At 41.7% G+C, this 21,374-nt stretch carries 24 protein-coding genes and 1 other annotated feature; of the genes, 2 read left to right on the top strand and 22 right to left on the bottom strand.

Features of this window, described 5'->3' with window-relative positions; translation table 11 throughout:
- Nucleotides 1–55: 55 nt before the first annotated feature.
- The 9 genes from purR to metG all read right to left on the bottom strand — a co-directional run bounded on the left by purR (nucleotide 56) and on the right by metG (nucleotide 9,041).
- Nucleotides 56–886 (bottom strand): pur operon repressor, encoded by an 831-nt coding sequence (gene purR, locus BRLA_RS00355; protein ID WP_003333910.1) that lies wholly within the window; start codon nucleotides 884–886, stop codon nucleotides 56–58.
- Nucleotides 887–948: 62 nt separating this feature from the next.
- A complete protein-coding gene (gene ispE / locus BRLA_RS00350) occupies nucleotides 949–1,827 on the bottom strand; it encodes a 4-(cytidine 5'-diphospho)-2-C-methyl-D-erythritol kinase (RefSeq protein WP_003333911.1) in 879 nt (292 codons plus the stop codon).
- A gap of 138 nt (nucleotides 1,828–1,965) precedes the next feature.
- On the bottom strand, nucleotides 1,966–2,148 hold the full coding sequence (locus BRLA_RS00345) for a small, acid-soluble spore protein, alpha/beta type (protein ID WP_035318803.1): 183 nt from the start codon (nucleotides 2,146–2,148) through the stop codon (nucleotides 1,966–1,968).
- A gap of 78 nt (nucleotides 2,149–2,226) precedes the next feature.
- On the bottom strand, nucleotides 2,227–2,499 hold the full coding sequence (gene veg, locus BRLA_RS00340; RefSeq protein ID WP_003333913.1) for a biofilm formation stimulator Veg: 273 nt from the start codon (nucleotides 2,497–2,499) through the stop codon (nucleotides 2,227–2,229).
- 192 nt (nucleotides 2,500–2,691) lie between these two features.
- A complete protein-coding gene (gene rsmA, locus BRLA_RS00335) occupies nucleotides 2,692–3,579 on the bottom strand; it encodes a 16S rRNA (adenine(1518)-N(6)/adenine(1519)-N(6))-dimethyltransferase RsmA (RefSeq protein ID WP_003333914.1) in 888 nt (295 codons plus the stop codon).
- 3 nt (nucleotides 3,580–3,582) lie between these two features.
- Nucleotides 3,583–4,140: a ribonuclease M5 gene (rnmV, locus tag BRLA_RS00330; RefSeq protein WP_003333915.1), complete on the bottom strand. Its 558-nt coding sequence runs from the start codon at nucleotides 4,138–4,140 to the stop codon at nucleotides 3,583–3,585.
- Between the two features lie 181 nt (nucleotides 4,141–4,321).
- Nucleotides 4,322–5,365, bottom strand: coding sequence for a resuscitation-promoting factor (locus tag BRLA_RS00325; protein WP_003333917.1), 1,044 nt, complete (start codon nucleotides 5,363–5,365; stop codon nucleotides 4,322–4,324).
- A 715-nt stretch (nucleotides 5,366–6,080) separates the two neighbouring features.
- Nucleotides 6,081–6,860: a TatD family hydrolase gene (locus BRLA_RS00315; protein WP_003333918.1), complete on the bottom strand. Its 780-nt coding sequence runs from the start codon at nucleotides 6,858–6,860 to the stop codon at nucleotides 6,081–6,083.
- A 147-nt stretch (nucleotides 6,861–7,007) separates the two neighbouring features.
- Complete coding sequence (metG, locus tag BRLA_RS00310) at nucleotides 7,008–9,041, bottom strand: methionine--tRNA ligase (protein ID WP_003333919.1); 2,034 nt, start codon at nucleotides 9,039–9,041, stop codon at nucleotides 7,008–7,010.
- A 52-nt stretch (nucleotides 9,042–9,093) separates the two neighbouring features.
- Nucleotides 9,094–9,346: a binding site (T-box leader), on the bottom strand.
- A gap of 441 nt (nucleotides 9,347–9,787) precedes the next feature.
- Between metG and BRLA_RS00305 the strand changes: the two genes are divergently transcribed.
- The gene (locus tag BRLA_RS00305; protein WP_003333920.1) at nucleotides 9,788–10,054 is read left to right on the top strand and encodes an AbrB/MazE/SpoVT family DNA-binding domain-containing protein; all 267 of its coding nucleotides are present in this window, start codon (nucleotides 9,788–9,790) and stop codon (nucleotides 10,052–10,054) included.
- A 68-nt stretch (nucleotides 10,055–10,122) separates the two neighbouring features.
- Here the strand turns inward: BRLA_RS00305 and rsmI are convergent, their stop codons facing one another.
- The 13 genes from rsmI to BRLA_RS00245 all read right to left on the bottom strand — a co-directional run bounded on the left by rsmI (nucleotide 10,123) and on the right by BRLA_RS00245 (nucleotide 20,712).
- Nucleotides 10,123–11,001 (bottom strand): 16S rRNA (cytidine(1402)-2'-O)-methyltransferase, encoded by an 879-nt coding sequence (gene rsmI / locus BRLA_RS00300; RefSeq protein ID WP_003333921.1) that lies wholly within the window; start codon nucleotides 10,999–11,001, stop codon nucleotides 10,123–10,125.
- A gap of 20 nt (nucleotides 11,002–11,021) precedes the next feature.
- Nucleotides 11,022–11,342 (bottom strand): GIY-YIG nuclease family protein, encoded by a 321-nt coding sequence (locus BRLA_RS00295; RefSeq protein WP_003343412.1) that lies wholly within the window; start codon nucleotides 11,340–11,342, stop codon nucleotides 11,022–11,024.
- Nucleotides 11,296–12,063 carry a tRNA1(Val) (adenine(37)-N6)-methyltransferase gene (locus tag BRLA_RS00290; protein WP_003333923.1) on the bottom strand — a complete coding sequence of 256 codons (768 nt, stop codon included), beginning with the start codon at nucleotides 12,061–12,063 and terminating at the stop codon, nucleotides 11,296–11,298. Before BRLA_RS00290 ends, BRLA_RS00295 begins: the two co-directional genes overlap by 47 nt.
- Nucleotides 12,064–12,167: 104 nt before the next feature.
- Nucleotides 12,168–12,554 carry a DNA replication initiation control protein YabA gene (yabA, locus tag BRLA_RS00285; protein WP_041751879.1) on the bottom strand — a complete coding sequence of 129 codons (387 nt, stop codon included), beginning with the start codon at nucleotides 12,552–12,554 and terminating at the stop codon, nucleotides 12,168–12,170.
- A gap of 26 nt (nucleotides 12,555–12,580) precedes the next feature.
- Nucleotides 12,581–13,396, bottom strand: coding sequence for a PSP1 domain-containing protein (locus tag BRLA_RS00280; protein WP_003333926.1), 816 nt, complete (start codon nucleotides 13,394–13,396; stop codon nucleotides 12,581–12,583).
- A gap of 3 nt (nucleotides 13,397–13,399) precedes the next feature.
- Nucleotides 13,400–14,383 (bottom strand): DNA polymerase III subunit delta', encoded by a 984-nt coding sequence (gene holB, locus BRLA_RS00275; protein WP_003333927.1) that lies wholly within the window; start codon nucleotides 14,381–14,383, stop codon nucleotides 13,400–13,402.
- Between the two features lie 10 nt (nucleotides 14,384–14,393).
- On the bottom strand, nucleotides 14,394–14,837 hold the full coding sequence (locus tag BRLA_RS00270) for a YaaR family protein (RefSeq protein ID WP_022586612.1): 444 nt from the start codon (nucleotides 14,835–14,837) through the stop codon (nucleotides 14,394–14,396).
- 33 nt (nucleotides 14,838–14,870) lie between these two features.
- A complete protein-coding gene (locus BRLA_RS00265) occupies nucleotides 14,871–15,200 on the bottom strand; it encodes a cyclic-di-AMP receptor (RefSeq protein WP_003333929.1) in 330 nt (109 codons plus the stop codon).
- A 408-nt stretch (nucleotides 15,201–15,608) separates the two neighbouring features.
- Nucleotides 15,609–16,232 (bottom strand): dTMP kinase, encoded by a 624-nt coding sequence (gene tmk, locus BRLA_RS00260; protein ID WP_187349316.1) that lies wholly within the window; start codon nucleotides 16,230–16,232, stop codon nucleotides 15,609–15,611.
- Between the two features lie 25 nt (nucleotides 16,233–16,257).
- Nucleotides 16,258–17,742, bottom strand: coding sequence for an aminotransferase class I/II-fold pyridoxal phosphate-dependent enzyme (locus BRLA_RS00255; RefSeq protein ID WP_003333932.1), 1,485 nt, complete (start codon nucleotides 17,740–17,742; stop codon nucleotides 16,258–16,260).
- Nucleotides 17,743–17,850: 108 nt separating this feature from the next.
- A complete protein-coding gene (locus tag BRLA_RS22915; protein ID WP_003343399.1) occupies nucleotides 17,851–18,033 on the bottom strand; it encodes a sigma factor G inhibitor Gin in 183 nt (60 codons plus the stop codon).
- Nucleotides 18,034–18,069: 36 nt separating this feature from the next.
- On the bottom strand, nucleotides 18,070–19,173 hold the full coding sequence (locus BRLA_RS00250) for a hypothetical protein (protein WP_003333933.1): 1,104 nt from the start codon (nucleotides 19,171–19,173) through the stop codon (nucleotides 18,070–18,072).
- A 27-nt stretch (nucleotides 19,174–19,200) separates the two neighbouring features.
- A complete protein-coding gene (locus BRLA_RS00245; RefSeq protein ID WP_003333934.1) occupies nucleotides 19,201–20,712 on the bottom strand; it encodes an alkaline phosphatase family protein in 1,512 nt (503 codons plus the stop codon).
- 134 nt (nucleotides 20,713–20,846) lie between these two features.
- On the opposite strand from BRLA_RS00245, the gene BRLA_RS00240 reads away from it, so the two are divergent.
- Nucleotides 20,847–21,371, top strand: coding sequence for a hypothetical protein (locus BRLA_RS00240; RefSeq protein ID WP_003333936.1), 525 nt, complete (start codon nucleotides 20,847–20,849; stop codon nucleotides 21,369–21,371).
- The last annotated feature ends 3 nt before the right edge of the window (nucleotides 21,372–21,374 follow it).

The raw sequence follows: 21,374 nt of genomic DNA, 5'->3' as shown, positions 1-21,374 counted from the left end.
ATAGAAAAGGGTCCCATGCATAGCTACGCTATCAGGACCCATTTATCTAGTGTTATTATTCTTCTTTATTGGAAAAATAACTACCTAATTCAATCATTATTTGTTTTTCTTTGACATCTACTTCTTGAAGCTTTGCAAGTGAAATATAATCTTCAATTAAACGATCTGCATCATCTGCTGTTTCTACAAACACACCACAGCCCACAACCGTAGCTTTAAACTCCTGCAATAAGTCCATCATACCCTGAATGGTTCCACCTGCTTTCATGAAATCATCCACTATGAGGACACGAGACTCCTCTGGGAGTGCTCGTCTGGCAAGCGACATCGTCTGAATACGTTTACTGGAGCCAGATACGTAATTGATACTTACTACTGAGCCTTCTGTTACCATATTGTTTCTTCTTACCACCACCACAGGAACATTCAAAAAGCTTGCGGTCGCATAAGCAAGTGGAATACCCTTCGCCTCTACCGTCATTACCACGTCTACATCGCTTTGACGAAAAGCTGAGGCAAGTAGCTTCCCAATATGATTTAAGGTTTTGGGATCGCCAAGAATATCAGACATATACAAATATCCGCCTGGCAGCAAACGCTCAGGTTTAGCCAATTCCATAATCAATGTTTCCATAAACGCTGCGGCATGTTCATGAGTGGTTCGCGGGATGTATTTAACTCCTCCAGCCGCACCTGCTACTGTGCGTAGGTCACCGATTCCCTGAGACTCAAATGCTTCTTTGATAATGGACAAGTCTTCACTGATAGAGGACTTGGCAGAACCATATTCTTCTGAGAAATATGTCAGGGGAATCAATGTGTGTGGATGAGCTAACAAATGCTGCGTCATATCCACTAACCTCGCGCTTCTGCGCAATTTTCTCATCAATTCTTCCTCCAAACAAAAAGCCGTATATTATTACCATAATGTAACATTAATGTACGTGTTTAATCAAGTATTTCCATCTCTGATTCGCCTAACATTCGGACTGCATACACATCTTTGACAAAACCACGTAATGCATTATAGATCCGATGCACTTTAGCTTCTTTTTGTACCAAAGCAAATACAGTGGGACCACTTCCTGACATCAGTACACCATCTGCCCCTGATTCTAGCATAAGCTCTTTAATTTGGCGGACTTGAGGATAACGATTAAGTGTAACCTCTTCCAAGACATTCCCCAAAGATCTTGCCATTAAAGAAAAATCCTGCTCGCTTATAGCTTGTAGCATCTCTTCTGTCTTTGGATGCTTCTTAATTTGATCGACCCGCAAATTTCCATATACATCTGCTGTGGAAACTCCGATCGGTGGTTTGGCCAATATCACCCAGCAGGGGGTGGGACTGATCATGTGTCTGAGTTTTTCTCCTCGGCCTTTAGCCAGGGCTGTACCTCCGTACACACAGAAGGGCACATCAGAACCGATCTCCTCCCCAATCAAAGCCAATTCATCCAGACTTAGCCTCAAATTCCACAAACGATTCAAGCCTCTTAGCGTTGCAGCTGCATCACTGCTTCCTCCTGCTAAACCTGCGGCAACAGGAATTTGTTTATCTATATAGATATGAACTCCTTTATTGACCGAATAACGCTCTTGTAATAGCTTGGCAGCCTTGTATGCATGATTTCGCATATCATTTGGAACAAAGCTTGCGGAACAATCGATTAGGATATCTCTTGACTCCAACAATGTCAGGTCAACGCGATCAGCCAAGTCAACCGTAGTCATAACCATTTCAACTTCATGATAACCATCTGGTCGCTTGGAGAGTACGTCCAGTGTAAGATTTATTTTTGCGGGAGCTTTGATTGAAACTCGCACCGTGTTCACCTCAGCTTATCCTAATCTCTTCTTCTGATTTTATCACAGGCAGAAATAAGCTTGCCACTTGCGAGAGGGAAAGTCAATAAGAAACAAAAAAGCCGGGGGGATTCCCCGCGGCTTTTGGTTGTCAGTAAGTTATTTCATCGATTGTCTAGCTAATGCTTCCTCGGCAATCTGAATTGCTCGTTTCACCATGTTACCAGCATCGCGGGTTGTGATACCACCCCAGCCTTCGCTTTTGACGGTGTCGTAAAAGCCCAGTTCCTTGGCCAATTCATATTTGAACTCCTCGGACATGATGCCTCTTCTTCGACTCATCGTGCTTCAGCCTCCCTTACTTACTGACAAGGTTAGTATGATCAGTAAAGGGTAAAACAAAACAGTAGAACATAGGCTCTACTGTTGAATAAAGGTAATCTTTATATGTGTATCGTCTCGACATACCATTAGTTCTACGGTTTCCGTCAAAATATCAGCATAGCTGTAAGAAACTCGTTCAAATAACTGGTCGTCATCAAGCTTAACTACAAATACTGAGGGGTATGTCTCTTCTAGGATGCCAGTCCTTTCGACGGTCTTACGACGACCGCCATTGGCCTTGAGCATGATACGTTCTCCAATGTGTCCGTCCAAACTGCGTTTAATATCAACTAACGCGTTCCTAGCCATTCCAATTATCCACCTCGCTTATGTACAAGTATAACAGCCTATACTTAGTTTGTCAAACAAACGAAAAATTATATCAACCAAAGGAGCTTTTTGTCAATGAATTTTTTAGGACATTTTTGTCAATTCTCATCGAAAAATATCTCCCCTTACATAAAAATGCCCTATCCTTTTCGTGAGGGATAGGGCATACACTTATTTTATCTGTAGGCGATGAATGGTATTGGCTAATGTCGCAAATTCCTGAATAGAAAGCGTCTCTCCACGTCTGCTCGGTAAAATATCGGCTTCTTCTAGCGCTTGCAGGGCCTGCTCCTTCTTTTCTTTACCGAAGTAGTTGGTAACTAAGTTATTCAGTAAAGTTTTGCGTCTTTGAGCAAAGGAAGCCTTTACAACACGGAAGAAGAGCTTTTCATCTGCTACCTCTACGATTGGTTGTTTGCGAATAGACAGCTTAATGACCGCTGAATCAACATTAGGCCTTGGAATAAATACGCTGGCTGGCACAATCATCTCTATGCTCGTCTCCGCATAGAATTGAGCTGCTACACTCAGCGAGCCATAATCCTTCGTACCAGGTTTAGCAGCAATGCGCTCTGCCACTTCCTTTTGGATCATGACAACAATATGATCAAGCTCGATACCAGATTCTAACAACCCCATGAGAATTGGTGTCGTTACGTAATAAGGCAGGTTAGCTACTACACTGACTCCGCTACACCCAGATAGGTGTTCTGCTATAAGAGCAGCTACGTCCAGCTTCAATACATCTCCATGTACCACTGTGATATTGTCGTAAGGAGAAAGTGTATCCTCTAAAATTGGCAGGAGACGTTGGTCGATCTCAATCGCCATTACTTTGCCTGCTGCCCGACAAAGCTGCTCAGTCAACGCTCCAATGCCCGGCCCTATCTCAATAACAGCTTTATCCTTAGAAAGCTCTGCAGCATCTATGATGTTATGCAAAATGTTAATATCGGTTAAAAAGTTTTGTCCCAGGCTTTTTTTGAGGGAAAAGCCGTACTTCTCAATGATCTCCCGCGTTCTGGTTGGAGTTGCGATATCTTTATATCCAGCCGTCATCTATTAGCTTCCCCCTTGTTCTGAATCAATCTGGTCCACAGCAGCATCAAACTCCGCCTTACTGATTTGAAACATGTTTAACCTTTTACCTAATTGTTTAGCGTTAGAGTAACCGATACCCAATATCTCTCCTAATCGGGTGCGACGATGCTTGGTATCCATTCCAGCTACCATTCCAGCTTGCACGAGGTGCTCCAAGGTAATTTCCCCTTGCCCCTCTAGGAACTCGGTCTTTACATCAGCCAGAGCCTGTCTAATGGCTTCCGGTGTTGCATGCTCCACACCAAGATTACTTCCCTTTTTTCTAGCATCCTCTTTTTTAATAAAAGCATGCTTGCATCCGGGCACAGATTGGCTGACAATTTTTCTAATGCGCTCACCCGGATAATCTGGATCGGTAAACACAATCACACCGCGTTTCTGTTGTGCCATCTTTATTTTTCGAAGGGTTACCTCGTTGATTGCGGAACCACCTGTCTCGATGGTATCAGCATCGACTGCCCGCTTAATTGCGGCCGTATCGTCTCGTCCTTCCACCACGATAACCTCTTTGATCTTCATCCGTTAATCCATCCTTCGTTCTTGTGTACTTGCTTGCAAAAAAACTTTTTTTATTTGTCCCAAAATAGGAAACGAAAGCAAGCTTACTTGCGTATAAGAAGTATAGAGATTCAAACAGCTTACCACATTTATGCCCAAAACAAAAGACAGGAGAAACTCCTGCCTTTTTCTAAAGTAGATGTTACGGCAACTTCGGGCCGATTACATGTACCTTGTATCCTTTTTTACGACCGAATCTCATTGCCTCAGATTCGCTGCCCAAATATACATCCATCTTGTGCCCTTTGATGGCCCCACCGGTATCCTCCGCACGACGATAACCGATGCCCTCAATGTAGACCCACCAGCCTAATGGAACCAATTTGGGATCAACTGCCACTGTTTTTCCGACTGTAGCTTTTACACCCATTGCTGTTCTTCCGTATCCGCCGCCAGCGTTCGGAGCATAGGCTGTAAGAGTTACATTATTCAAGACGCGTTTTGCGCGAATATCTTTTCCACCACGCGAAGGTAGGGAAGCCGCCATAACTTCTTGTTTCTTCGTACCCACTGCCAAAACGCGGTCTTGTTTTTCTGTTACCACGTCGGTTTTGACCAATTTGCGGGATACCTCTTTACCATTCTCAAAGACCACACTATAGTGCAAAATAGCTTTCCCAGCTTGACCTTTTTTTAGTTCACGCACTTCGCCATTGTTGAGGGAAGTGTCTTTTTGGCGTATTTCTCGAAAAGCGATATCTTTATTAACCTGAACTGCTTTTTCTTCTACCCTAATGACAGAAATTTCCGTATCTTTCGTCAGCTTTGAATCTACAGACGGATTTATTTTATCCTTCTTGCTTACTTTGACACCTGCATCCGCCAATGCACCGGCTACTGTACGTTTTATTGTATGAACCACTGTCTTCTGTCCGGCAATTTGGACAGGTATTGCCCAGCTCGTTTGCAAATCAACGGTCATGGCTTTTTCAACAGATGTGTCCAAGCCTGGTTTAATACTATCTTTATCAGTAATTTGAACTTGTTTTTCTTGTAATAATTGTTCAACCGTTTTTGCCGTAGTCGTGATGTCCTGGGATACCCCATCAATGACTAGCGTTACTTGCTTTGGCTGGGTAGATAGGTTAAAGAAGTAGATACCCACTGATAACAACACAAAGGTTGCAGCTCCTAAAATCGAGAGGAGCAATCGATTGTGCGGTACCCAGATTTTACCTAATTCCATTCCCCACACTCCTTTTTTAAGCCTGAGAAGGATATTATATCACTTTTTTTCTTTTGTCAAATTCTCCCCCTTTTCCTCTCCAGATTGTGCGGCTGATTTTTTTACGGAAAATCCAGCTATTTCTGTGTTTCTCAACATGTCTTTTACCTTACCAAATAAGCCACGGAGAATGAAAGCAGTTTTCTGTCGAGCAATTCTGTCGATTCCTCTTTTTCGTTCGACAGGACACTAATTTCGCTTTTAAAAACGAAAGAAAGGGAACCTACGAAAACATGTTATGTCAATATGCAGATTGATAGAACGCATATATAATTTTTACTCATCGCCCAGAGATCATGTGACAATCTTGTAACAAAAAAATAAAAACCCATTAAAAGTTTATATATAGTGATATTTTTTAAAATTTTAATAAAATATGCATTTTATGTATCTGCTTATATTTGATTTCACTACATTTTGTTTACCAATAATGGAAAATACACAGATAAAATTCCTATCATTAGTTTTAAATATATTAAAAATTCACTTCCACTAATCTAGTGAATTTTTATCGCTTTTTTTTACAAAAATAAAAGAATTTTCTTGAAAGCTTTTTCCAAACATTCTATATAAAGTACTTACTAGAAAGCTACTTTTTAATGTCCAAACGACAACTTCCCATAAAAAAACCTGATCAATTTCCAGTTGAAATCGATCAGGCTTACGCGTTTCTTCATTATAATACAGTTTCTCTAATGTTAAACAAACGGCGCGCATTATTAGCTGTAATCTTTGCCAATTCCTCATAAGGCAGTCCATGGATTTGAGCCATCTCTTCAGCAACAAATTTGACATACGCTGACTCATTTCGCTTACCTCTAAATGGATGAGGTGTTAAATATGGACAGTCTGTTTCAATCAAAATACGCTCAAGCGGGATCTTTGCTGCCACTTCTTTTGGACGTTTCGCATTTTTAAAAGTGAGAGGGCCGCCAAACGAGATATAAAAATTCATATCCAGGGCCATTTTAGCCAACTCATAGCTACCAGAGAAGCAATGCATAATACCGCCTACTTCCCCTGCTTTTTCTTCTCGCAGAATCTCGATAATATCCTGATGTGCATCACGATCATGAATAATAATCGGCATTTGTAATTTTCGAGCCAGACGAATCTGTTTACGGAATACCTCTGCTTGTACATCACGTGGTGACGTATCCCAATAATAGTCCAGCCCCATTTCTCCCAGCCCAACAACCTTAGGATGTTTACTCAATTCTTCTAACCATTCCAGGTCTTGTTCCTTCATAGTAATAGCATCTTGTGGATGCCAGCCAACAACCGCGTAAATAAAATCGTACTTCTCAGCCAGCTCCATTGTTGTAGGGATTGTCTCGCGGTTAAAGCCAACGTTTACGATCGTACTTACTCCATTCTCCTTCGCACGAGCAATTACCTCATCGCGATCCTCATCAAATTGTTCCGCATTCAAATGTGCATGTGTATCAAACAGCATAGATTTCCCTCCTTTATTTCATAACCTGTGTTGAGATCATCTGCCGTTAAGATCATAATCAAAAAAGGCAAGCAGCGCGAACGCCACACAAGGCTTCCGCACTGCTTTTAAACAACAATTCCTCTTATTTATTAGCTTGTGCTAGTGTTATTTTACAACAGAACCATTTGGCATGCTGGCATCAACCGTAGAAACAGTCAATTGGTCACCATGAGAAGCTGCTAAAATCATACCCTGAGACATTTCTCCACGTAATTTTACAGGCTTCAGGTTTGTTACTACGATAACCTTTTTACCAACCAATTCCTCTGGCTTGTAATATTTCGCAATACCTGAGACGATTTGGCGTTGTTCATCACCCAAATCAACTTGTAAAACTAGTAGCTTATCTGCATTTGGATGCGCAGCGCATTCTTTTACCTCTGCTACACGTAATTCAACTTTTGCAAAATCATCAATGCCGATCAAATCTTTTGATTCGGAAGTCTTTTCTTTTGCTTCAACTGCTTCTTTTTTCTCTTCGTTCACTTTGCCTTCCCCTTTCAATGCATCCTGTTTCTTTTTATTCTCTTCTGCTTGCTTGCGAGCTTCTGCTGTGCTTGCATCAATAAAAGCTAGCTCCTGTTCAACGTCAAGGCGTGGGAATAACAATTCTCCGCCGCGATTTACCTTGATTCCAACCGGCAATCTTCCCCATTCACCAGCTTGCTCCCAAGTCAAGATAGCCGCTTGTTCTGCAATACCTAGCTGCGCCCAAATTTTAGCTGGAGTCTTGGTCATAAATGGTTGCAACATAATAGAAGTAATGCGAATACTTTCCGCTAAATTATACATAACAGTAGCTAGACGCTCTTTATTTTCTTCTGATTTAGCCAAAGCCCACGGCTGTGTTTCATCAATGTATTTATTCGTGCGGCTAACTAGATCCCACAGGTGGCTTAGTGCATTACTAAAGCGCATTTCGTCTAAATGCTCTTCTACAATCTTTTTCGTTTCAAGCGCCTGCTTAATTAATTGATCATCAAATTCCCCTGATTGACTTGGACTTGGAATAATGCCATCGAAATATTTTTCAATCATGGCAATCGTACGACTTACCAAGTTACCTAGATCGTTTGCCAGGTCGTAATTTAAGCGTTGGATAAAGCTTTCTGGTGTAAACACTCCATCCTGACCAAAGGCGATCTCGCGGAGCAGGAAGTAACGAACACCATCAGAGCTATAGCGCTCAATTAAGAATTTAGGATCGATAACATTTCCTTTTGATTTGGACATCTTGCCATCCGGCATTAATAACCAGCCATGACCAAAAATTTGTTCCGGCAATGGAAGATCCAACGCCATCAGGATGATTGGCCAATAAATCGTATGGAAACGGAGTATATCCTTTCCTACTAAATGAACATTAGCAGGCCAGTAGCGCTGATACTTTTCATCGTTATCGGATAAGTAACCAAGCGCTGTAATATAGTTTGCAAGCGCATCAATCCATACATAAATCACATGTTCTGGATCTGTTGGCACCTTTACGCCCCAATCAAATGTGCTACGAGACACACTCAAATCCTGTAAACCAGGCTTTAAAAAGTTGTTTACCATCTCATTGCGGCGAGATTCAGGCTGGATAAAATCAGGATTTGCCTCAATATGAGCAAGGAGTTTGTCTTGATATTTGGACATACGGAAGAAATAGTTCTTTTCCTTTACCTTCTCAACAGGGCGTCCGCAATCTGGGCAGAAGTAGCCTTTATCGGTTTTTGCCTGAGTTTCAGTCCAAAATGCTTCATCTGGCACACAGTAGTAGCCTTCATATTCACCAAGATAAATGTCACCTTGATTGACTAAGCGTTTAAAAATCTTTTGAACGATCATTTTATGTCGTTCCTCTGTCGTACGGATAAAATCATCAAAAGAAATGTCTAGTTTCTGCCATAGGTCCTTAATCCAATCAACTACAGGATCAATAAACTGCAAAGGAGCTAGGCCTTCTGCGGCAGCTCGTTCCTGTAATTTTTGACCGTGCTCGTCTGTACCCGTCAGATAATATACATCGTAGCCGCGCAATCTTTTGTAACGGGCCATCGCATCTGCAGCAATAGTTGTGTAAGCATTCCCGATATGTAGCTTATTACTTGGATAGTAAATAGGCGTTGTAATATAAAATGTTGGCTTTTTTGTCATGTCATACACCCTCCTAATATGTTTTTACACATAAAAAAAAGACTCCTCCCCTAATTGGGACGAGTCTTGTACTCGCGGTACCACCCAAATGCTCCGTTCCTTCACAGAAACGGACTCGGTAAGTAGTCAACAGCTACTCTCCTATAACGCAGGAATACGTCGCTCCTTATCCGCCATCATTACAATGACCGTTCATGAACGAAACTCAAGGACCATCTTCCACTTCCTTCACTTAACTGGCTTTCACCTACCCCAGCTCTCTACATAAGCTTTTGAAAGTGTACTCTTCCCGTCAACGTTTACTATTAAAATGATACTTCTATTGTATACTAAATTATCTGTTCATAAACGTAATGTCAAGGGATTTACGTTAGGTTTCTTTTTCGCCAAAAAAATGTCGAATCTCGACATATAATTCGACATTTTTCTATATTAATATCCATTATTAGGTTAATTTGTCGTATGACATTTTCCATCTTTTATGAAAAAAGATTTCTGACAGATTCATATATAAAGGGGTTTTTAGCCCCTAATTTCATATAATTATTACTGATATTTCGTGATTATCACGTTTTATTCGTATAAATTGTAATAATTGTAAAAATGCCATTGACACCTTTGGTAATCACTGGTATCATAAGCTATAATAAATTGTCGAATATTGACGATTAATAGATAAATATTCGGTATTCATCGATACAGGATCCACCCACTTTTTTTAAGAGTTTGAGAGGAGCTTGAAGGGTATGAAATCAACTGGTATTGTAAGAAAAGTAGATGAATTAGGACGTGTTGTTATTCCAATTGAACTTCGTCGTACACTTGGAATTGCAGAAAAAGATGCTCTAGAAATCTTTGTTGACGGAGAACGCATCATCCTTAAAAAATATGAACCAGCTTGTATCTTCACAGGAAACGCTGAAGACTTGGTATATTACAAAGGAAAAATGATCAGCAAAGCTTGTATTCAAGAGATGGCATCTTTGCTTGACGAGAGTTCCCAACAGAAATAATAATAAAAGGCTATTGCTCTTGATAATGAGCAGTAGCCTTTTTTAATATTTGCTGTCATTCTTCTCAATTAGTCTTGGTGGTATTCATTATATACTTCTCTACGTGTCAGCTTTCGATCCTCAGCCGTTCTTTTACACGCTTCCTTAACAGACATTCCCTGTTCGATATAATGTTCTACATGTTCTTTTAGACCAAAGTGGCTCCACCAAGCCTCTGTATCTTCTTCCGTTATAGGCTGACCATTATAGCCAGAAACAATTATGCAAAACTCTCCTCGAATCTCTGTTTGCTCTAGCCAGCCTATCAGCTCAGACATCGTGCCTCTGGCGAATTCCTCGTATCTTTTGGTCAGCTCTCTCGCCAGCACCGTCTCACGATCACCTAATACCTCTTGCATAGCCGCTAGTGTTTTCGTAATGCGATGAGGTGCTTCATAGAATAATAACGTTTCTGGATAATGGGCTAAACGATCCAGCTCTACCTTACGTTGCTTTTTATCACGCGGTAAAAAACCGCAGAACACAAATTTTTCTGTCGGTAATCCAGAGGCAATCAAACCTGTTAATGCCGCGTTAGCACCAGGGATGGGAACGACCGTACAGCCAGCATCAATTGCTTCTCGTACCAGATCGGCTCCTGGATCAGAAATGGCGGGCAAGCCTGCATCACTGACTAGAGCAATGTTTTTTCCATCCAACAACCAGTTAATTAATTCCGGTCCACTAGATGCTTTATTGTGTTCATGATAGCTAAGTGTACGTTTCTCTATCTGAAAATGAGTAAGGAGCTTTCTGGTTTGGCGTGTATCCTCACAAGCAATCACGTCCACCTCACGCAATGTCTGCAAGGAACGGACTGTAATATCATCCAAATTTCCGATAGGTGTTGCCACTAGGTATAGGATACCTGTGCTTGTCATTTGAGCAAAACTCTTTTGTATATTCATCTATCGTAACTCCTAAATGGTTATTTCATCAAAGTAGATTGAACCGATGCATTGCCGAATAAAATCAAGCTTTCCTTGGCTGAACGTTGAAGACGTTTAATTTGTTCTTCCCTTTTAAGTCCCCATGAACGATCAGCTCCTTCTTCCCAATACACCAGCTCAATCGGACAACGCCCTCTTGTATATTTGGCACCTTTCCCAATCCTATGCTGCTTAAGTCTACGCTGTATCTCTGTTGTGTATCCCGTATACAACGACCCGTCTGCACATTGTAACATATAGACATAGTGACTTTTATGTGAGGGAATCTCGCTTTCCGTAATAGATTTCATATAGTTCATCGCAGTACTCTTCCCCTTGCTTATACACAATCAGTGGTGGTTGTATCCGAAGCTCTGGTTTCCCTCCGCGTATCCCTTCCACAAGTACCATATTAGGTTCACTATCTTGGCGGGAATGCACGAACCGCATACGCTTAGGCTCGATACCATACATCCTCATGCCTGTAACAATATCTATCAGACGAGTTGCACGATGCACTAATGCTAGCTTCCCGCCTTGCTTCAGCAGTCTGCTTCCAACCCGCAGTACATCATCTAACGTAAGATGAATCTCGTGGCGAGCTATAGCACGATGGTCATTTTTACTTACTTCCCCTGTGATCGAAGGCATATAAGGTGGATTACAAGTGATGAGATCATATTTATTATCTCCAAATCTCTCCACTGCCTTGCGTACGTCGCCATGATGAATAGTAATACGTTCTTGCAATCCATTCATGATCACGTTACGTTCTGCCATATGAAACAATCGTTCTTGTAGTTCAATACCTTCAAATTCAGCAAATGGCGTTCTTGTGCTCATTAATAAAGGAATGACTCCATTACCTGTGCAAAAATCTAATACTTTTCCCCTCTTAGGCACCTGTGCAAAACGAGCAAGTAATACTGCATCCATTGAAAAACAAAACACTTCATGGCTTTGAATGATTTTTAATTCGTAGGTTAACAAATCGTCAATCCGTTCTGTATCATACAAGGGGACTTGCTGTTTTTCTGTCATATTGTATCCTCTCTTACCAATCAGAAGGTAGTTATCCTATCATTTTATCAGTAAAAAGCGACCCGTCTGTGTAAAAGACATCAGGTCGCTTTTGTTTTCTCGTATCACTTGTGTCCACCGCTTAAAAAAGATAAGCAGAACAGGCAATCGCCTTCTTTTCTTATACTACCATAGTGTACGTTGCAAATATGAAATCCTTCCGCATATAGTCGCGCAAGATTATCATATCCTTCGCCCACTATTTTTTGATTGCCTACTATCTTTTGACTGGCTGCTGCCCTTTTTTGTTGGCCAGCACTTTGCTTTTTGGAAGTAGACTGATCGGCTCTTTTCTGGAATCGGTTACGCAAGTGTTCATTTTCAATGAGAAGCTGAGCATTCTCTTCCAAAAGTTTGACGATCACGTCTTTTAGGCTGCCAATCTCCTGATAGAGTTCGCCCACTCTCTCTTCCATGCTCGCGATTTTAGCGAAGATTTCCTGTTTCTCCAACTTCATCACCTCTCGCTACCCGTCCTCTATCCGATCTCTGGTCGACTTGTTACAATTTCATCAAAGGTAAACTCCATGACTCTTCCTACTTCTAGGAGATCAACCTGAGCCACTCTGCCTAAAATATTCAAGCTTACAACTCTGCCATCCCCCATTGGTGTTTTCACCCATGAGCTTAGTTCAGGTATTTCTTCCTTCGTTGTTTCGTAATTATCATTTTCATACTTCAAACAGCACATGAGACGTCCACATAAACCGGAGATTTTAGCCGGATTAAGCGAGAGATTTTGATCTTTCGCCATTTTAATGGATACCGGTTCAAAATCACCTAAAAAGGTGGAACAGCATAGCATACGACCACAAGGCCCTATACCGCCAAGCATCTTAGCTTCATCCCGAACACCAATCTGCCGTAATTCAATGCGCGTACGAAACACCGCTGCTAAATCCTTTACTAATTCACGAAAATCAACGCGGCCGTCCGCTGTAAAATAAAAAATAATTTTATTCCGGTCGAATGTATATTCAACATCTACCAGCTTCATTTCCAGTTGATGTTCTCTAATCTTGGTTTGGCACACCTGAAAAGCATTTTTTGCAGCAGCGCGATTCTCATCGACTTGACTAGCATCCGATTCATCGGCAATTCGAATTACCTTCTTTAAAGGAAGAACTACATCAGAATCTTCCACTGTCTTTTGCCCGATCACAACCTTGCCATACTCAACACCACGTGCTGTTTCAACAATCACGTGACTGTCTTTTTCTATCTGCATTTCGTCAGGATCAAAATAATATATCTTACCCGCTTTTTTAAAGCGGATTCCGACCACCTCGTACAAAATTTATCCCTCCTGGATATGAAGAACAAGTCGCTCTAACGCTAACTGTGGGTTAGCATTACGCTCTATCCGATTTCTTGTCTCCATGGCTACATCAATTCCTCGCAATATCTCGGTTTGAGCCCACTGCAAGGCCTGCTCTTCTAATGCATCCTGTTGGTCTATGTTGATGATGTTGGCCCTACGCCCTACTTGAATATAGAGGATATCTCGCAGCCAAAGGATGAGCAAATCCAGAAAGAGAGGAAGTTCTTCTTTTAATCTATCGTTACGTTGAAATTGATCTTGAATCGTAAACAGCGCTTGGGAATCACGTTGTTTCAAATCCCTTCCCAATTGTATCACCATAGCTTTAAGCTGTGCAAACCATTCTGATTGGCTTAATAGCCGTGCATCGTCCAGATTTGTTGTAATTTGGGAAGCAACCTGGGCAATGCCCCGTGTAATTCCTTCGTTTACAAGCGATTGCACAATCATTTCAACCGGTAGAGGGTTGAATACTATTGTCTGACATCTGGATAAAATTGTGGGTAAAATGGCATGACTGTTTTCAGATAGCAACAAAGCAAGCACACCCGCTGGTGGTTCTTCTAAAAATTTCAGCAAGCTATTTGCCGCTTGGGTTGTCATTTTATCTACATGCTCTAGAATATAAACCTTATTCTTCGATTCAACAGCACGCATCTTCATTTCTTTTTGTAAGGCTCTAATTTGCTCTATTTTGACAGATGCACCATCTGGAGAGATTTGATACACATCGGGATGGTTCCCTGATTGAATACGTTGGCAGTTCAGGCATGTCCCACAAGCGTCACCGGGCTGATCTAAGCAAAAAATGGATTTAGTCACATGCTGAGCCACTTCCATTTTGCCTACTCCTTTTGGTCCCGTAAATAGGTATGCATGAGCCAAACGATCGTACTTCATACTATTAGCTAAGACTTCTGCCACACGCTCTTGTTTTTTTGCTACATTACTCCAGCTCATTTATTGTCACCTAAAAATATAAATTGATTAGCATGCCTCTGATTTCACCAATTCGAGCAAGCATATCTATCAGAGGAGCCTGCTCGCTCAATAGATCGTCTGCCAATGCTAATAATTCGGCATCGATCTCTTTGATAATTTTATGAATGCGGCCTCTTCCTCGGCGATTGGTTCCTTTACGCTCATCGAGAGTAATCCCAAACCGAACAGCTTCCTCCATAAATCGCTTGATAAGATTACGATACGAATAGTAATCTCGTACATTGCGGGAGCGAGCCAAAATATCTCCGTGTTTATCTATTTCTGTAAGCAGTAGCTGAAGTCTTTCCTCGTTCAATCTCTGCCCTTCACCTTTAACCATATCTCGAAAGTTCATCTTTTCCACAGATACATCCCTGCGTTGACCTATCCCTTTTACTTCAAATGTAGGTCTGATGCCATTATCAATTTTCACTAGGTCCTCACTCCCGCTCACCTTTACCCGAAACTAAAAAGAATGGAAATGCTCTACGTCCATCACAAAAACGGCTGCGCCCCCCACTTGTACTTCCAGCGGATATGACAAAAATGAATCAACTCCACTTCCAAGCGGCGACACAGGAGTCACCATCTGTTTGCGGGATTGGCAGTTCTGCTCAATGATGGTGATAAGCTCTGTTACACGACCATCATCGGTCCCTACAAGAAACGTTGTATTCCCAGCGCGGAGAAAGCTTCCTGTACTGGCCAATTTTGTAGCACGGAATCCTTTTTTCACAAGGGCTTGTGACAAACGCCCACTGTCTTTATCCTGCACAACAGCGATGACCATTTTCATAGTGATTTCATCCTTTCTGCTTCGCAATTGTAGTGCTTAGCTCTCTTACCAGTAACATATAAATTACTCTGGCTATAATTCGATTGAAGGGTACCACTTTCCTTTAGAAAAGGGCATTGCTTAATCGGAAAAATCAAATAAAATTTGGTATTATCATTCTTTTTAAGGGGCTTACCTTATTGTTATGTCAAAGTAGCTACTTGGTGTAATTTTTCTAGCTTTCGCACAAGGAAATCTTCCTCAGTGCTTTTTCCTATTATACAGCATGTACGACCTATTTTTCATTCAAACATATTTTTCTTGCTAAAGAGTTTTGTTGAAAAAAAAGAGCATCTCATCATTGCTGCCTTCACCGTATCGACGGGGAAAACACGAATCATGCGTCTGCTCTTTTTTTAGGCTATCCCTCTATGCTTTTTTTATTTTTTCTTGGACGATAGCAAGCATTTCATCGACTACCTGCTCTATTGGCTGGTCAGCGTTAATACGAACAATCCGTTCCGGGAATTTATGAATCAATAGCTCATATCCTTCACGCACCCGATTATGAAATGATACTTTTTCCAAATCAAGGCGATTTTTTTCTCGAGTAGAATTAGCCTCAATCCTAGCTAGTCCCACTTCTGGGGATACATCAAGATAAAAGGTAAGATCGGGCATACGATCCTCAATAGCAAATTGATTAATAGCAAATATTTCGTCGGTAGGTAGACCCCGCGCTACACCCTGATAAGCTAGACTACTATCAATGAATCGATCACAAAGTACAATTTTCCCCTGTTCCAACGCAGGTATTACTTTTTCCACAAGATGCTGGCGCCTTGCTGCTGCATATAATAGCGCCTCTGTTCGCCCATCCATTTTTGTATTTGCTCGATTCAATATTACCTCACGAATTTGTTCAGCGATATCCACCCCACCTGGTTCACGTGTGACTAAGACCGGAAGCCCCTGTTCTGTTATTCTCTTTTCTAAAAGTGTAATTGCAGTGGATTTTCCCGCACCGTCTCCACCTTCTAATGAAATAAACATGCCTGTGTTCACCATACCCTCTCGTTTAACAATGTTTACCTTTTATGACTTGAATGGTTTTTACCGTGGCATCCTTCACACCATGAAAACGAGCCTCTTTTCTTTGTAATTCCTGCAAAAGAGCAATTACCTGCTCGTCTAGGACTTCACCTGGAACAATCATAGGTATACCTGGCGGATATGGAATCACCATCTCGGCGCAGATACGTCCCTGTGCTTCTTCTAATAATATAGACTCTGCTTCCTCTTCTGCCGCTATATGCATACTCATAGCTACTTTACGTAAAAAGCAGGAGGAGACTAACCCTGTTTCAAAAGCACGCAGTTCTTCTCCTCGCACTTGCTTTGACAGCTCCTCCATAACCGTAAGTAACTTTTTACAATCCAGCTCTGTCGTACCTGTTGACCCTAGTAGCAAAAGATGATGCAATCCAGCTAACTCTGTATAAATATAAGCTTCTTCTAGCTTTGTTTGCAATTCAAAGCCTGATAGCAAAGAGGAATGTAAATTGATTACAATTCGCAGCGGATCTAGTGTTTGATACCCTGTCTGCTTCTTCCAGCCGGCTACTGAAAACCAATCGAATTGGCTAAGGCGTTCTTTCGTTTTTTCGATAAGCCCAATCGCCTTCTGTAGCTCTTGTTGCCCCTCTAGCACCATATGTCGACGGGCTAAATCAAGAGACGCCATTAACGGATATGAAGGGCTAGAGGACTGTAGCATCGCCAAATAACGATACAATCGGCTGCGATCAATAAGCTCTCCTTGAACATGCAGCATTGACCCCATTGTAAAAGCAGTTCCCATCTTATGTGTAGACTGAATGGAAATATCGGCCCCACTCTGCATAGCTGAGGCAGGCAGGTCTGGATGGAAACCATAGTGCGCGCCATGCGCCTCGTCAATGATTAATGGAATGTGATAACGATGAACAACTGTAGCCATCTTTTCTAAATCAATGCCCATCCCATAATAGGTCGGGTTGGTAAGAAAGACAGCCTTGCAATCAGGGTGCTCCATTAAAAGCCGCTCTACATCCTCACGCCGTACACCTGCGGCAATACCAGTCTCTGCATCTACAGCAGGAACGACAAAGATCGGCTCCGCTTTCGCAAGCATCAGTCCATGATAAACGGATTTATGACAATTACGCTGAACAATAATTTTATCTCCAGGTCGGCAAATCGACATGATCGCAGCCAAATTCCCTACTGTTGTTCCACCGACTAAAAATTTGGTTTCTTCAGCTCCGTATGCCTCTGCGGCCAACTGTTGAGCTTGAGCAATAATATCTTCCGGCTGATGCAAGTCATCCAAGCCTGTAATCTCTGTTAAATCAATTGACAGGTATTTTTCAAAAAAAGACCTTGCTTCCTTATCGAAGCTTCTCCCCATCTTATGCCCAGGTACATGAAAAGGATGGGGGTTTTGTCGTACATGCCTTTGTAGTGCATCAAACAACGGAGCTTTGCGCTGTCTCTCCCAAAAATCTTCCTGATTTTGCATCATCTTTCTCACGTCCTTTTGTTTCGGTATCCCCTATTGTACCATGTTCAAAAGTCTAAAAGCCCATAAGAAAAGAGGCATCGCCCGTTGACATGCCTCTTTTACATGTTATTATGCATTCTTTTTAAACCAGATTTGCCGCATCTGTTTAATATAAAAGGGATAACGTTCATCACGTACGTCGGTCTTGACCATTTCTTGCTCACATGTATAACAAATAAATTGGTTACAAATGGATATACCAACGGCTTGTTCCCTGTTGCAGATAATGCAGCGATGAGAGTGGTCTTCCATATGGGACACCTACCTTTTCGCTAAGCTTATCAACCATTATATCCCATTATAATCCGTTCCATTCCAAACGTTCGGCTTTTGACCAAGTGTTCGATAGTATATTTTCTCAAGCTTTGCCTCATTTGACGGAAAGCAATCCACTACGTCTAAAATATACGGCTTAGCCATACTTTCGTATAAGTTGTCTAAACGTATACTGAGAATATCCTGATCATGTCTTACAATGAGTAGAACATCAGCCAGTTTTGCTGCTTCCAGCGGAGTATGGCAATAGCGCCAGTCCCGAGGTAGATTGTTCGTTTTTTGCTGATACGCTCGTACGTAACATGAGACTTCCAAGTCGACACGTTGTGCAAGCATATCAAGAGGAAGGCTAGGGGAAAATCCCCAAATAGCGACTCGCTTGATGCTTACTTGCTGCAACAGATCATGCCACTCTCGCTCAAGCCATTCTTGTTCTAGCTGTAGAATCCCCTCGTCATAAACATTGGGAAACAGCCAGCCTTGTCCAATTCGTCTGTCCATGCCCAAACCTTGCCCTACAATATATGCTCTAGCCCCCAGCTCGTCACATCGAGTGGCTAGCCTATGATAAAATCTCGTTTTCTGATTCAAAAATATTTGACGTGCCCAAGCCATTTCAACTGCTTCTTCATATCTGCATAAAAACGAAATGTACCCATGCATGGCAAGCCCTCTTCGGAAACGGTCATGCCAATTACGTACTGCAAAAGCATCTTCGGAAAAGCATTCGCAAGCCTCGCTACCGATTATGGCCTTTTTTTGCTCCGTCCAGCAGAGTAAGCGTATGATTTCAACAGAATCCTGTAAGGGCTGTAGCCGTTTTATAAACTCATACGCTGCCGTATCAGAAACATGATCTCCTGCTAGAAGCACAAGATAGCGCTGATTGTTTAACCGATTATTCCCAACATACTTTGTTATATCACGCATAAACCTTTGCCACTCTACAGGAGACAGACCTTCAGTAAAAAGCCAGCCGGATATTTCCACTTTTGTCTGCTCCCATTCCTTTGCAGAAATGATGTCGATCTCACATGTGGCAAATGCATCAAGGCATTCCCGCGGTAACGATAGGGGGGCTACCGAGTGCAAGTACACAAGCGTTGCCTGGCTCACCTATGATCTGCTCCTTCCGCTTGCCTATCATATAATCTGCTCAAATTTATCTTTCCCAGAAATGGGGAATTGATGATCCTCGTTTTGACACGTGATCATCCCTTCTAACAAAACAGGCCCCTTTGCTTGCTTTGGATACGGAACTGCTAAAAGATAAGCGATTGTGGCAGCTACTGACACGATGGCAGGCCGTGTAGTCACAACCTTTCCTCGATGGATCGACGTTCCTTGCATGAGAAGTGAAATGTAGCGTTCTTTATGACTCAAATGTACACGCCCTCCCATGCCTGTCGCTTCTCCATGATCAGAACAAACCATAAATACGGCTTGATTGAGCTTGCCGAGCTTGTCTAATTGGTGATAGAACTGCGCGATCATTTGATCAGCCTGATTTATTTTTGCAAGATATTCATCGCAATAGACTCCACATGTCATTCCTGTTCGATAAATATCTGTCATTTGTACAAGCAAAAAGTCTGGATTGTCTTGCTCTGCAATTTGAATAGCTTGCTCTATTCGGCAGTTATCAGTCTGTTGATTTTCCCGTACATATGCCTGGCGAGCTTCCTTATCAAATAGACAGCTTATCTCCTCTTCAGCCAATATCATCCCTGCCTTCCCTGCTTGGTGCAGGACATCAAGGATTGTCTCGTGCTGTATTGTTTTTCGATTACCAAGATGGCTATTTATCTGATGTTCAGACGGATAGGTTCCTGTCAAAAGAGAGCAAAAACAGGACTTTGTATCTGCGGGATATACACTCTCTGCCTTTTCCCAGCTAGTTCCTGTTCGTTGTAACCAATCAAGAAAAGGAGTGTGAGCTTCGACCAACTGTTCCTTATTGCAGCCATTCAACACCACCAAGTAAACTCGTTCAACGGGAAAAACATACTGTGTAGTAATCTTTTTCGCATTATCTATATTCTCATCAGGCTTCCATGTAAAAAACAGTTGATGGATGGTATAGCTATAAAAAAATAATACAAATGCAAATACAAAGTGAGATAAAATACTCTCACTCACTGTCCATTCCTGCCATGACACAGAAGCTTCCTGCATCGCTATCAGTAAAATCAAAGCCTTGGGCAATTGCTCAAATATATTAGCACTGCTTGAATCACTAGCCCTAGTAAGCCTTTTAATAAAGTGCATCAATTGGGAAGAGAAGCTGATATGCCCAGCTCCAGAGAAATGATAAATGCCCCATAACACGGTAACCGCAAGGAGATAGAGACAGATCGTATATACAGCCATACTAAGTAACAGGCATTTATACCACAGTATGCCTGCAAAACAGAGGGGTCCTAGTAAAAACCAGCGAATATGCAAGGGATAATCATAGAAAAACAATAAGAGGAAAATAGGGAAGCATAATAGTAGAGATATAAAAAAGCTTTCCCAAAACACTATATCTAACCATTCTGAAAAGTGAAACAATAAAAAGCCAACCACCACGAATAGGAGAGTAAATATGTTTCCCTGTCGGAAAATACTCCAGCAGCCCATGGCAATCTTTTCACGGTTGAAAGCTGTACTCATGGCATTCCCCTCTCCTTCCCACTACCAATTAATTCCTATGATAATAACCCTATATTTACCTGTCAATTGAAGGATACAATTATCTATATAACCTACCGATAATACTATAGAACGAACAAAAAGGAGGCCTGTTGATGAAAGAACAGACCATTTACAGCTACCGCTTACTATATCGTTTTCGTTGGGGAATGGGTGGTTATCTGTTACAACTAATCGGGATCATTACGGCCGCTTTTATTTTGGGCCTCTGGCAAGCTCTAACTTGGAATTCTTTCATTCTTTTCCTTTGTTATCTTATTTTTATCCCACTATTACATATGACTGCCGTTTGGGTGTATACCTCTATTCTAGCTCAGCCATTTCAACTATCCAAATTGTCTTGGCTGTCTCCATGGTGGGGCACTACCCATTCGCTTATGGTATCACTCTCAAGGTACAGAAGACTGGAGACAGTAACTTGCCTAGGTGTATTCTTCACATGTTTAGCTATTTTTCCATGGTCTTCTTTTCCTTCTGGTCACTTTTTAGTAATCATCACCATATTTAGTTTACTTCCGCGTTTGATTCCGTTGCTTGTTTCCTTCCGACACCCACAGGAAGCCTATGTGAAATACGAAAAAGCAAGCCTTGCATTTCTAATGACTGATGGAAAGAGTTAATGC

It is taken from the genome of Brevibacillus laterosporus LMG 15441, from assembly GCF_000219535.2.
Lineage (GTDB): Bacteria > Bacillota > Bacilli > Brevibacillales > Brevibacillaceae > Brevibacillus_B > Brevibacillus_B halotolerans.
This window is presented reverse-complemented; position numbering and strand designations above follow the sequence as displayed.